General features: G+C 40.1%; 8 protein-coding genes. 2 read left to right on the top strand and 6 right to left on the bottom strand.

From position 1 onward, the window contains the following. Positions 1-12 precede the first annotated feature (12 nt). On the bottom strand, positions 13-1,074 hold the full coding sequence (gene mtnA, locus IQ276_RS18120) for an S-methyl-5-thioribose-1-phosphate isomerase (RefSeq protein ID WP_193915128.1): 1,062 nt from the start codon (positions 1,072-1,074) through the stop codon (positions 13-15). A gap of 261 nt (positions 1,075-1,335) precedes the next feature. Between mtnA and IQ276_RS18115 the strand changes: the two genes are divergently transcribed. Next, entirely contained in the window at positions 1,336-1,659 is a 324-nt protein-coding gene (locus IQ276_RS18115) for a hypothetical protein (protein WP_190876715.1), read from the top strand. A gap of 210 nt (positions 1,660-1,869) precedes the next feature. On the opposite strand, the gene IQ276_RS18110 is transcribed toward IQ276_RS18115, so the two are convergent. The 5 genes from IQ276_RS18110 to IQ276_RS18085 form a co-directional block, all read right to left on the bottom strand. Then, a complete protein-coding gene (locus IQ276_RS18110; RefSeq protein ID WP_303819040.1) occupies positions 1,870-5,862 on the bottom strand; it encodes a beta strand repeat-containing protein in 3,993 nt (1,330 codons plus the stop codon). A gap of 972 nt (positions 5,863-6,834) precedes the next feature. Next, complete coding sequence (locus IQ276_RS18100; RefSeq protein ID WP_193915132.1) at positions 6,835-10,146, bottom strand: GAF domain-containing protein; 3,312 nt, start codon at positions 10,144-10,146, stop codon at positions 6,835-6,837. 395 nt (positions 10,147-10,541) lie between these two features. Beyond that, positions 10,542-11,720, bottom strand: a complete 1,179-nt coding sequence (locus IQ276_RS18095) for a TRC40/GET3/ArsA family transport-energizing ATPase (protein WP_190884382.1) — start codon at positions 11,718-11,720, stop codon at positions 10,542-10,544. 517 nt (positions 11,721-12,237) lie between these two features. Further along, positions 12,238-12,513, bottom strand: coding sequence for a hypothetical protein (locus tag IQ276_RS18090; protein ID WP_193915134.1), 276 nt, complete (start codon positions 12,511-12,513; stop codon positions 12,238-12,240). Positions 12,514-12,767: 254 nt separating this feature from the next. Then, the gene (locus IQ276_RS18085) at positions 12,768-13,145 is read right to left on the bottom strand and encodes a hypothetical protein (RefSeq protein ID WP_193915141.1); all 378 of its coding nucleotides are present in this window, start codon (positions 13,143-13,145) and stop codon (positions 12,768-12,770) included. A 127-nt stretch (positions 13,146-13,272) separates the two neighbouring features. On the opposite strand from IQ276_RS18085, the gene IQ276_RS18080 reads away from it, so the two are divergent. After that, positions 13,273-13,464 carry a hypothetical protein gene (locus IQ276_RS18080; RefSeq protein ID WP_193915136.1) on the top strand — a complete coding sequence of 64 codons (192 nt, stop codon included), beginning with the start codon at positions 13,273-13,275 and terminating at the stop codon, positions 13,462-13,464. The last annotated feature ends 77 nt before the right edge of the window (positions 13,465-13,541 follow it).

Genomic DNA, 13,541 nt, shown 5'->3' with positions numbered 1-13,541 from the left:
GTCTTTAAACTACTACACGGTTTGCTTTACCTGGGATTTTGCCAATTCGCTAGGTGCGATCGCTCCATTTTCTGTAATGATGGCTGTAATCAACTCGGCTGGGGTGACATCAAAGGCTGGGTTGTAAAAATCTATACCTGCTGGTGTGAGAATGGTATCGCCGACTTGATAGATTTCTGTCGGATCGCGTTCTTCAATGGGAATTTTGCTGCCATCGGCTAATTCAAAATCAACGGTGGAAAGGGGTGCAGCGACAAAGAAGGGTATATTATGGGCTTTAGCTGCGATCGCCACACTGTATGTACCAATTTTATTAGCAGTGTCGCCGTTAGCGGCAATGCGATCGGCACCCACAACTACTGCATGAATCAAACCTTGTTTCATGCAATGGGCTGCCATGTTATCAGTAATTAATGTCACTGGAATACCTTCTTGGACGCATTCCCAAGTGGTGAGTTTTGCGCCTTGTAAGCGGGGACGGGTTTCATCGGCAAACAAACGCTCTAAACGTCCTTCTCTCCAAGCAGAACGCACAACACCCAAGGCTGTACCATAACCAGCAGTGGCTAATGCCCCGGCGTTACAGTGGGTAAGCAATGTCAGCTTTTCTGGGGTAGTGGGCAAAACTGTCAAACCATGATCGCCGATCGCCTGACAGGTTTGCAAGTCTTCAATGTTGATTGCTTGGGCAGTTTGCAAGAGAATTTGCTTGATTTCTTCCACTGTTCCCAGGGTTTCGTAGGCAGTTTTGAGCATTCGGCTAATTGCCCAAAATAAGTTTACTGCTGTGGGACGAGTAGAACGCAACAACTGAGCAACTTGATCTAAGTGTTGCAGAAATTCGTGGCGATCGCTTGTTGCAATTTCCCTCGCCCCTAAATACATTCCATATGCCGCAGCCACACCAATTGCAGGCGCACCCCGCACAATCATCGTTTTAATCGCCCGCGCCATATCTTCACTGCGGTGAATTTCCACGAATGCATATTCATTGGGTAGGCGAGTTTGGTCAATTAGTGACACTGAGTCATTGTGCCAAATAACTGGATAAACCTGATTTGTAGAATCTGTCATAAAAAGAGGCAATATTTTTTAATTTTCTGAGAGAATAATAAAATTTTACAAATTGAAATCAAAGCGGTTTTTTGGTGAACAATTACACCTTGATTTTAATTTCTAAACATGGTCTAATTTTAGCAAAACTTCATCAAATTTTAAAATTTGATTGCGAAGCTTGGCTTCAAGTGGCTTTAACTAGCCTGGAAAAAACTCCACAGCCGCCAAATGCAAGTTTGGTGAGTTGATACAAACTCAAGTTGAAAAAGGTGAAAAAAAGTGAGCTATAAAATTATTTACGGAACAGTTACTGAAGACGGAACCAAACAGAGCGGAAAGGGTTTTCAAGTTGAATCACCGGAAGCAGGAACCTATGTTATTACTTTTTTAGAATCTTTTGTTGAACCTCCCACCGTCGTAGCTACTTTAAAGGATTGGGGTGCCGATAATCAAATTGTTGTTAAGAACATAGCCACAAACAAAGCTCAAGTTAATATTTGGGATTTGGGAATTAAGCAACAATCAGGCGCAGCTTCTCCAGAACTGGCAGTGACCAAAGAAAAGTCTGCTTTTAATTTTATTGCGATCGGTGAAGCTAGTTAAAGGATTTCCAAGAAATAAATTACTACTTGTGGGGTGTGTGGGAAAGCCATTGGGGTCAAATTAAGCTCAAACCTTTGTCCCACAAACGTTATAGCAATTTTCAGGTAAATAGACCACGCGGTAGGGGCACAGCAATGCTGTGCCCTTACGACAGATGTGGTTCAAATACGTGAAAACTGCTGTAACATTTGGAATTAGAGCCAAATCGTACTAGGCAATCAGACTGAAATCGCTACTACTCAAAGTAATAGTAGGATTCCCTAAACGGGCAAACTCAAACACTGTACCTGTACCCAGAACATTGCCATCTTGGTTATAGAATAAACTGCCAGAGCTTCTGCTAAAGACAATATGTGCATTACTAGCGTTGACAAATTGATTGTCAGTGACAACTGCAAAGTCAGTTAAAGCCTGCCCCACATTATTAGTAACAGCATTAAAGGTGGTTTTACTCAGCACAATTTGGTCTTGTCCCACTTCAAACTGAGTAATGTAATCAACACCTAAACTTGTGCTAAAAACCCCATTACCTTGAAACTGATATTTATCCTTACCAGCGTTCCCTGTGAGAATATCATTGCCCAGTCCTCCCCAGAGAACATCGTCACCAGTTCCACCTGTAAGAGTATCATTGCCATTACCACCTTGAAGGTTGTCATTTCCTTCTAACCCTTGGAGTTGGTCATTTCCATCACCGCCAATCAGAGTGTTATTCAGTGTATTACCAGTGAGACTGTCATTACCTGTGCCACCTGTTGCATTTTCAATCACGTTGTTAGCAGAGAGAATGAGTTTGAGATTGCTATTAACCGTTTGCAAGGTGGTTAAACCTAGATTTAAATTTACGGCAGTTGTAGTACCGCTAAAGTTAATAGTATCAGTCCCGCCTGTTGTGGTTTCTGTAATTGTGTCGGTTCCCAAAGCACTATTAGCTAAGAAAGAATAAGTATCATTTCCGTCACCGCCAATCAGAGTGTTATTCAGTGTATTACCAGTGAGACTGTCATTACCTGTGCCACCTGTTGCATTTTCAATCACGTTGTTGGCAGAGAGAATGAGTTTGAGATTGCTATTAACCGTTTGCAAGGTGGTTAAACCTAGATTTAAATTTACGGCAACTGTAGTACCGCTAAAGTTAATAGCATCAGTACCGCCTGTTGTGGTTTCTGTAATTGTGTCGGTTCCCAAAGCACTATTAGCTAAGAAAGAATAAATATCATTTCCTGCTAACCCTTGGAGTTGGTCATTTCCGCCACCACCAATCAGATTGTTATTGAGTGTATTACCAGTAAGAGTGTCATTACCTGTGCCACCTGTTGCATTTTCAATCACGTTGTTGGCAGAGAGAATGAGTTTGAGATTGCTATTAACCGTTTGCAAGGTGGTTAAACCTAGATTTAGATTTACAGCAACTGTAGTACCGCTAAAGTTAATAGTATCAGTCCCGCCTGTTGTGGTTTCTGTAATTGTGTCGGTTCCCAAAGCACTATTAGCTAAGAAAGAATAAGTATCATTTCCTGCTAACCCTTGGAGTTGGTCATTTCCGCCACCACCAATCAGATTGTTATTGAGTGTATTACCAATGAGAGTATCATTTCCTGTGCCACCCGTTGCATTTTCGATAACGTTGTTGGCAGAGAGAATGAGTTTGAGATTACTATTAACCGTTTGCGAGGTGGTTAGACCTAGATTTAGGTTCACAGCAACTGTAGTACCGCTAAAGTTAATAGTATCAGTACCATCTGTTGTGGTTTCTATAATTGTGTCGGTTCCCAAGGCACTATTAGCTAGGAAATAATAAGTATCATTTCCTGTACCACCATACAAAGTATCATTGTCTTCACCACCTTCTAAACGGTCATCTCCTTGTTCCCCAAACAAACGGTCATCACCGCTATTACCTACCAGGCTATCGTTACCTAAACCACCAAACAAATCATCATTATTACCACTTCCGCTGATGGTGTCATTCACAACTGCACTGTTCAAAATAAAATCACTGACTTGCAATTGACTTTTACGAATGCCATTGATTTTGAGTCGATAATAATAATCGCCGTCATAGAAGTTATAGCGAGTGCTAATTATCGCATTAGTATCTGTATCCTCACTTGTGAGAAGTGAGATAGTATTGAAGTCACTGATGCGAAGAGTTCTGAGATCAATTTTGTCTGCTCCCTTCTGAAAATCTGTTACGATGTCGAGGTCTTTAGCAGCAACAGAACCATTAAAGTTCTCTAAGACAAATTGATCGTTACCTGCACCACCATACAAGGTATCACTTCCAGCACGACCTGATAAATTGTCATCTCCTTGTTCCCCAAACAAACGGTCATCACCGCTATTACCTACCAGGCTATCGTTACCTAAACCACCAAACAAATCATCATTATTACCACTTCCGCTGATGGTGTCATTCACAACTGCACTGTTCAAAATAAAATCACTGACTTGCAATTGACTTTTACGAATGCCATTGATTTTGAGTCGATAATAATAATCGCCGTCATAGAAGTTATAGCGAGTGCTAATTATCGCATTAGTATCTGTATCCTCACTTGTGAGAAGTGAGATAGTATTGAAGTCACTGATGCGAAGAGTTCTGAGATCAATTTTGTCTGCTCCCTTCTGAAAATCTGTTACGATGTCGAGGTCTTTAGCAGCAACAGAACCATTAAAGTTCTCTAAGACAAATTGATCGTTACCTGCACCACCATACAAGGTATCACTTCCAGCACGACCTGATAAATTGTCATCTCCTTGTTCACCAAACAAACGGTCATCACCGCTATTACCTACCAGACTATCGTTACCTAAACCACCAAACAAATCATCATTATTACCACTTCCGCTGATGGTGTCATTCACAACTGCACTGTTCAAAATAAAATCACTGACTTGCAATTGACTTTTACGAATGCCATTGATTTTGAGTCGATAATAATAATCGCCGTCATAGAAGTTATAGCGAGTGCTAATTATCGCATTAGTATCTGTATCCTCACTTGTGAGAAGTGAGATAGTATTGAAGTCACTGATGCGAAGAGTTCTGAGATCAATTTTGTCTGCTCCCTTCTGAAAATCTGTTACGATGTCGAGGTCTTTAGCAGCAACAGAACCATTAAAGTTCTCTAAGACAAATTGATCGTTACCTGCACCACCATACAAGGTATCACTTCCAGCACCACCTAATAATTTGTCATCTCCTTGTTCCCCAAACAAACGGTCATTACCGTCACCACCTAGCAGGCTATCGTTACCTAAACCACCAAACAAATCATCATTGTTACCACTTCCACTGATGGTGTCATTCACAACTGCACTATTGAAAATAAAATCACTGACTTGCAATTGACTTTTACGAATGCCATTGATTTTGAGTCGATAATAATAATCGCCGTCATAGAAGTTATAGCGAGTGCTAATTATGGCATTAGTATCTGTATCCTCACTTGTCAGCAGTGAGATAGTATTGAAGTCACTGATGCGAAGAGTTCTGAGATCAATTTTGTCTGCTCCCTTCTGAAAATCTGTTACGATGTCGAGGTTTTGAGCAGCAACAGAATCATTAAAGTTCTCTAAGACAAATTCATCATTTCCTGCACCACCATACAAGGTATCACTTCCATAACCACCTAATAATTTGTCATCTCCTTGTTCCCCAAACAAACGGTCATTACCGTCACCACCTAGCAGGCTATCGTTACCTAAACCACCAAACAAATCATCATTGTTACCACTTCCACTGATGGTGTCATTCACAACTGCACTATTGAAAATAAAATCACTGACTTGCAATTGACTTTTACGAATGCCATTGATTTTGAGTCGATAATAATAATCGCCGTCATAGAAGTTATAGCGAGTGCTAATTATGGCATTAGTATCTGTATCCTCACTTGTCAGCAGTGAGATAGTATTGAAGTCACTGATGCGAAGAGTTCTGAGATCAATTTTGTCTGCTCCCTTCTGAAAATCTGTTACGATGTCGAGGTTTTGAGCAGCAACAGAATCATTAAAGTTCTCTAAGACAAATTCATCATTTCCTGCACCACCATACAAGGTATCACTTCCATAACCACCTAATAATTGATCGTTTCCACCTTGTCCAGAAAGGCTATCATTACCGTTTAAGCCTTGAATAGTATCATTTCCAGAAGTGCCGACTAAATTATCGTTATTGTTCGTTCCTTTAATAAGCATAGTTTTATCGTCCTTTTTTGGGTTCAAGGTAGTGCAGAAATACTTTAACACATAAAGTAATACGTACTACATTATTTTTTAGTTCGATTTTTGATATTAAATATTAATTATTATGGGGTTGACTACTTTGAATCAATACATTATTTTTGTATCGTAATATAATAATGCACTTTGATTTTTTAAATTATTTGTTTAGGTGGAAAGTATGGAATAGAGAGTAGGGAATGAGCCTTTTTGAAGTGTACAGATTTTTTTAAATTAAATGATATTCCTATGAATGACTCCATCCACATGGGTTTGAGTCACTCAACTCGAAAGCAAGCTAACATTACTTGTGCCTGTCAAGCAAAATTTATAAAAATCAACTGTATTTGTATTTGCTATTGGATAGTTTGAATTAATAGACGTGATAATACCAATATTTTGATTAGTAGTCAATGTAGTTTATGAATTTTTTTTGGAAAATTTGGACAAGCATTCCTAGAGATTGAATATGGCAATCCAGTTTGATTTTTGAAAAAAATTACATTAAACTACACGGTTCAGCTTCACTTGTAGAACCTATGAAAACTATCAAGCGATCGCCTGTCATAAAATTGATAATGCTACTAACTTGATGGTATAGCGGTTCTCGGTAAGCGTGAAGTACAATTTTGACATCTCTCCAAACCTCTCTCCTTTTAGGAGAGAGGCTTTGAATTATTCCCCCTTCCCGCTTCGGGAAGGGGGTTAGGGGGTTAGGTCTATTTGCATACCTGTACCTCACCAGATTGAAAATGGCTATATGATGATCCTACTGAATTAACTACTAGCGTAACAAGGCTAAAATGTTGCAATAATTTTTCTTGTGGTGTGGACATCTTGTCCGCACCGGACGGGCGAGACGCCCATCCCACAAGAGTTTTGTAATGCAACATTTTAGCCTTGACACGCTACTACTTAAGATTTACTTTATAAATAGTCTTTAAAGGACTAATGACTAATTTGTTTAATCGGAATTTCAATCCAAAATTCTGTACCTAACCCTGGTTGAGAATCACATTTAAATACACCATTGTGCTTATCGACTATAATTTGGTAACTAATTGATAACCCCAAACCAGTGCCTTTTCCTACTGGTTTAGTAGTGAAAAATGGGTCGCAGATTCTTGCTTTCAGGTCTTCGGGTATTCCTGGGCCATTGTCTTTTATGCGAATTACTACACTCTTGATATTATCTTCTATTTCCCCAAGAGCAGTAGAGATGGTAATTTGACTGGTATGAGTTTTTGATTTAGATTCTCTGTAATCTTCTAAAGCGTCGATCGCATTGCTTAAAACATTCATAAATACCTGATTCAATGGCCCGGCATAGCATTCTATCAAAGGAAGCTCGCCATACTCTTTGACTAATTTAATCGCCGGACTTTCGGGTTTTGCTTTCAAGCGATGCTGCAAAATTAGTAAGGTGCTATCAATGCCTTCGTGGATATCAACTGGTTTTTTTTCTGCTTGGTCAAGGCGGGAAAAATTCCGTAAACCCAAGACAATTTGGCGGATGCGATCGATGCCAATTTTCATTGAGGAAAGAGTTTTGGGCAAATCCTCAGTGAGAAATTCTAAGTCTATTTCTTCTGCGCGATCGCGAATCTCTGGGTTGGGGTTAGAGCAATTTTGTAAATAGAGGTCTAGGATACCGAGTAAATCTTGGGCGTATTCGCTGACATGATTGATATTCCCATAAATGAAGTTTACTGGATTATTAATTTCGTGGGCAATACCAGCTACCAATTGACCCAATGAAGACATTTTTTCTGTTTGAATCAGTTGGGTTTGAGTTTGCTTTAAATCATGCAAAGCTGTAGCCAGTTTTTCTGTCTGCTCTTTAGTCTGATTATGCAATTGGGCTTGTTGGAGTGCAACCCCAAGCTGATTGGCAATTTGAGTAATAAATTTAATTTCTGAACTTTCCCACTGACGGGGTGCAGAGTTTTGGTAAGCTGCTAGTAAACCCCAAAGTTGTTGTCCAATAAATATTGGTGCGATCGCATATGCCTTTGCTTGAATTTTCTCTAGAGTCGCAATGTGGCACTCAGAGTGACCACCTTGATAGATGTTATTAACTACAAAGGTTTGATTGTGGCGATATCGCCCGCCCTGGGTTTCCTGCAAATAGCTATCTCGCCAAACTGTATTAGTATTAGAATTTACTAACTTTACCCAACCTTCACCCACAAACTCAGCAATATATTCACCACTCCAATCAGCTTGGAAGCGGTAGACTGCAACTCGATCCGCTTCTAGTGATTTACAAATTTCTTGAGTAGTTGTCTGAAAAATTGCATCTAAATCCAGAGATTCCCTAACTTTCGTCACAACTTCAAATAATACCCGTTGTTGTTCTGCTGCTTGCTGCAAATCTAAGGTCTGTTCTCGTGTCTGAGTGAGTAATTGAGCTTGCTGGAGTGCTACCCCCATTTGAGCAGCAATCTGACTGAGAAAGTCGATTTCAGAAGTTTTCCATTGACGGGGACCAGAGTGTTGATAACTTGCCAGTAAACCCCAAAGTTTTTGCCCAACAAAGATCGGAGCAAGTACAAAAGCGTGAATTTGAAACTGCTCTAAATTGTCGATATGACACTGAGAAAACCCAATTTTATAGATGTCATCGACTGCAAATGTTTCGTTGTGGCGGTAGCGTCCTCCCTCTGTATCTTGTAAATAGGTATCATTCCAAATTGTATTAATGCCTAGTTCGGATTCATTCGACCAGTATGGACTAGCAGCCTCGAAATCGCCGACAAATTCACCACCCCAATCAGCATCGAAACGATAAACAGAAACGCGATCGGCTTTGATTAATTGACAAACTTCTTTAGTAGTTGTTTGAAAAATCGTGTCTGTGTCCAAAGATTCCCGAATCTCGGCAATCACTTTAAACACAGCCTGTTGTTGTTCCGCTGTCCGTTGTAATTCGATTGTGCGTCTTTTAACTTGATGTTCTAAATTTTCATTGAAGACTTGTACTTGTTGGTATAATTCATACTGCTGAACTGCGGAAGCAAAGTGTTTACCGAGGCTTCTAGCCAGTTCAATTTCTTCAGCCGTCCACGGCCGGACTTGTGCTTTTTTTGATTCTCGCCAAACTTCAAACGATCGCCGGGGGTATAATTGCCTCTTGTCGCTGTCATACTGTCCCGCCCATAAAGTTTCTGTATCTATTTCGTTGCGGAAAATACTTAAATAACCCAACAATTGCTGACGATACTGGAGCGGAATCACCAACACACTGCGAATTTTAGTTGGTTCAAAAGCAACTTGCAAACTTCGCCAGCCTGGAGTTTGATAAATATCTAAAATCGCCCAAACATCATATTCTTCACCGGACTTGTAGTGTTCCTGCCAAGCGTTATACTGCTCTATGAGTGGATATATGGTCTGTTCTTGGATTAGAGGTTGTTGACCACAGGTATAAAGTTTAATGCAAGTATTTCCGGGTATTAAGCATTCTGTGAAGCTGGCGATGCTGCCATTGTGGAAATCAAAAGCTGCATTTCTGATGCAAAGCCGACCACCAACACCATCCAAGGCAGCAACGGCGGCTTCTAGGGCTGGCTGTAATACAATTGTCGGGAGTGAATGTAGCAGAGTGGCAATGCGGTTAATGACAGCTTGTTGTTCAGCTGTTTTGCGGACTTGACTCAGGAGGGTACTTTGAGCGATCGCTACTGATAGTTGATCGACTACTATTTGTAATGCTTCTAGTTGCGATTCTGAAGTCAAACGCGCTTCAGAATTATGAGACACCAACAGTCCCCAAAGTTGATTTTCGTAAAGAATAGGAGCTACGATGGTGGACTTTACCCCCATTGCCTGCAAATATTCAATATGGCATGAGTCTACAGTCCGGTAACAGATTTTTTCTGAGATGGTTTCTCCATTTTCCAAATCACGCAGGTGACTTTGACCGATTTCTTGAGTATCAACATTTACAACAGAACGCACCCGTGATTTGAGAAATAGTTCACGGGCTGCGGGTGGAATATCATCAGCAGGGAAATTCAGTCCTAGTAGGGATGGTAAATGATTGTTATAAATCGACTCAGCAATAACCTGACCACTATCATCGGGATGAAATTTGTAAATCATCACTCTGTCAGTTTGCAGTAGCGATCGCACCTCTGCCGTTGTTACTGTGATAATCTCTTCTAATTCTAAGCTTCGTCGGATACGGTTTGTAATCCGATGTAGTAAACTTTCTTGATGGCAAGTTTCTCGCCAATCTCGTTCAGAGTTCGAGGTCATTGCTGATAATATCTTTAATTAATAATTCGTCAACACACATGATTAAATCGTCAGAATTTAGAATTCAGAATTCAGAATTCAGAATCCAGAATCCAGAATTAATAAGGCTTAGATACCCAAACTTGATAATTTCAACAAAATCAAGCAGTATACAATCATTGATTTTTCAATTATTCTAACTACTGGCTCCTGAATTTACATTAATTATAATGACATTTTTGAATTTATTTCATCAATTTGTCTTCAGTAAAACTACGGCAAATGACTAAATAAATTTAGAAAAAATTCAAAAAAAGACGCAAGGATAATTGCGTCTTTATCAGCTATGAAAAAATATTTTTGCTTTTGAGTTTTAACTTTTTGTTGACACGTAAATGTCCAACAAAATTAAATTCTTACATTGGAGCAAAGCTGATTTTCAGATAGTCATCTTCCATCTTTGCTCCTGCTGGTTGTAGTGCTGCTAAGGCTTGCGGCAAAACTAAGTTACGACGATGATTGCCAATAGTAATATTCAATTCGTCCCCAGTCTTACTCAGTTGAACCTGGCTTTTAGGAATACCAGGTAAGTAAAGTTCTAAACTGTATTGATTTTGCTCTTGCACGACTCTAATAGTCGTTTCTTTGTAATAAACCTGAGTTGGATCTTCATCTTTATAAAGCGTTTCTTTCAAACGTTCTAATGAAGCCAATCCGCACATCTCTTCAGAGAATAGCGGAACTTCTTTCACAGGTAGAGGGTGGAAATTATCATGAATTTCCTGGCGATATTGCTCCTGACTTTCCTTCCAACGTTGAAAAAATGGGTCTTGTACCTCTCTGGGAATAATGCGATTAGCCACAACTAAATCTGTAGCAACATTATATAAACTCAAATAAGCATGGGCACGGAGAGATTCTTTGATCACCATTTTTTCGGGATTAGTCACAAGACGCACTGAAGTTTGAGTATTGTCTGTTAATACTTTTTCCAAAGCTTCAATTTGTTCATAAAATTCATAAGGCGCATCCATTACCTCTTTATCTGGTAGCGAAAAACCAGCGATCGGTCTAAAAAGAGGTTCAACCAAAGGCCGGAGTGCCACCGAGATGTTTTGAAATGGTTTGTAAAAGCGGCGCATATACCAGCCGCCGACTTCAGGTAAACTCAGCAAGCGCAGTGCTGTCCCAGTGGGGGCTGAGTCGATAATCAAGACATCAAACTCACCTTCATCGTAGTGGCGTTTCATCCTTACCAAGCCAAAAATCTCATCCATGCCTGGTAAAATTGCCAATTCTTCCGCTTGTACTCCTTCTAAACCCCTTGCTTGTAAAACTTGGGTAATATAACGTTTCACAGCACCCCAGTTTCCCTCTAGTTCTTGCAGTGCGTCTAATTCTGCACCCCACAAATTTGGGCGAATTTTTCGGGGTGCATGTCCCATTTCCATGTCAAAACTGTCTGCCAGGGAGTGGGCGGGATCTGTACTTAAAACCAACGTCTGATAGCCTAATTCTGCACAACGGAGTCCAGTTGCAGCAGCAACAGAGGTTTTACCCACGCCGCCTTTACCAGTCATTAAAATTACACGCATGGATAGTTCTTTCCTGCCTGAGGATTTTTTACATTTATTTACAATTATCGACTGTTTAAGGAAAATAAATGCTGCTTTAGCACGTCTAGACGCAAACAATTCAATAATAAATATGGGGAATAATCCAGCCATATTGCCATATTGACCGTGCCAATTTTAGATTTTAGATTTTAGATTTTAGATTTTAGATTATTTCGGTTCATGCCCCGATGCCACTTGCTTTATGCAGGGTTTCCCGTCCACCGCAGCGGCTCCCCCTTGTGGGCGGAATAAATCCAAAATTTAAAATTCTTGCATCCCTAAGCCCCGTACCGCAAGTGGCGCGGGGTCAATCCAAAAGACGCGAGCGACGCTCGAGTACTCGCTAACGCTCCGCTATCGATTACTCGCTTGCCGCCGGCGCTATCGTAAATCTAAAATCCAAAATTCGTTGACTGCTATTTATATGGTAATGGATTAGGCAAATACGGTAGGAGGCGGTAATGTCAAAACCAAAAATTCTCCAACCGGATGGGAACTACTGAACTGTTGGGTTTTGCTGTAGTAATTGATCGAGCTTCGTTTCAAGTGCTGAGAGTTTTTTGAGAATTGTCGGACGATCGCCATCAACAGAAATTAGTAAATTAGTTATTTTATCTTGTATGTTGATTAATTGTGCCACTGCATTCTGAAGTTGGATCATTCCTTCTCGGAGTTCTTGGCGTTCCTGTCGGGCTTCAGCTATTTCATCTAACATAGCTTGGACTGTTTTAGCATTAGTCTCAATTAGATGTTTGAGTTCTTTATCAGTCATTGCGATCGCACTTTGAAGTTGAGTTTATTATTGATCATAATTTGTAGGTTGAATAGAGCGATCGCCAAACTCAATATTTACAGCAGAATTCAGGAGTCAGAATGGGCTACGCCCCGCTGCGCTAACAGAATTCAGAATTAAAATAGGCTCTCTTGCTAGCTATCAGAGCTAGATGGTGTCAGTTAGTAACTTGAAATTTGCTGTATACAGTGATTATTGGCTTTCACTTTTTTGAATCCAACCTACATGGCTATTTACTGACTCAACATGGCAAACGCTTGCTCAACAAGCATCTTAGCCTTGTGCAAATTCAACAGCTTTTCCTGTTCAAATCTATCTGGGTAACTCATTCTCCTACCTTCGAGCGTCATCCGAATCAGTGCTATTTGCTCATCTGTAGGTGAATTCATCTCATCTATCGCTGCGCCAATACACTGAAAAGTTGCGAAACTCGGCGGCTTCAACCCTCTTCCTTCTTGCATTTGATGTAGTGCTAATTGCGGAAATGCCATCAGCGAAGTGATGTAGCTTGTTTTGTATCCTGGGTTACCTGTTGGCTTGATACCGTATCTACGGCATAAGTCGCGTAACTCTCGGATAGTTTTGATTTCTAACTCGGAACGCGTGAACATAAAATAGAAGTGTCCATTTTTGATGGTGGATATTTGGTGGGTATCTAGTTTCTCAGGCAAAATACCCACTAATAAATCATTATTCAATATGTATATCAATTAATCCAGTTTTATTAAGTAACGTAAAGTGTCTAAAGATAATCGTGGCAATCCAGAAATTAAAAATCATGGTTTTAAAACTGACAGAGATAAACCATTGACTGAATACATACATTTGCGAGTCACCAAGGAAATGAAGGAAGAGGTAAAAGCTAAAGATGATCCTCCAGAATTTTGCCGTCGTGCTATCCAAAAAGCACTAGATGAAGAGAAAGAGTAGTAGTGCTTATAACCGTTTCCGCATACGTATAGTATAGAAAAAATAATTAACCACAGATAAATATAAATCTTCGTAGG

It is taken from the genome of Desmonostoc muscorum LEGE 12446 (assembly GCF_015207005.2).
GTDB lineage: Bacteria > Cyanobacteriota > Cyanobacteriia > Cyanobacteriales > Nostocaceae > Nostoc > Nostoc muscorum.
The sequence above is the reverse complement of the archived record's forward strand: the minus strand, read 5'-3'. Positions and strand labels throughout refer to the sequence as shown.

Excerpts from the sequence above, each read along its gene's own strand:
- IQ276_RS18100 (WP_193915132.1), bottom strand. The coding sequence starts at position 10,146 with ATGACCTCGAACTCTGAACGAGATTGGCGAGAAACTTGCCATCAAGAA.
- IQ276_RS18095 (WP_190884382.1), bottom strand. The coding sequence starts at position 11,720 with ATGCGTGTAATTTTAATGACTGGTAAAGGCGGCGTGGGTAAAACCTCT.
- IQ276_RS18110 (WP_303819040.1), bottom strand. The coding sequence starts at position 5,862 with ATGCTTATTAAAGGAACGAACAATAACGATAATTTAGTCGGCACTTCT.
- IQ276_RS18085 (WP_193915141.1), bottom strand. The coding sequence starts at position 13,145 with ATGTTCACGCGTTCCGAGTTAGAAATCAAAACTATCCGAGAGTTACGC.
- mtnA (WP_193915128.1), bottom strand. The coding sequence starts at position 1,074 with ATGACAGATTCTACAAATCAGGTTTATCCAGTTATTTGGCACAATGAC.
- IQ276_RS18090 (WP_193915134.1), bottom strand. The coding sequence starts at position 12,513 with ATGACTGATAAAGAACTCAAACATCTAATTGAGACTAATGCTAAAACA.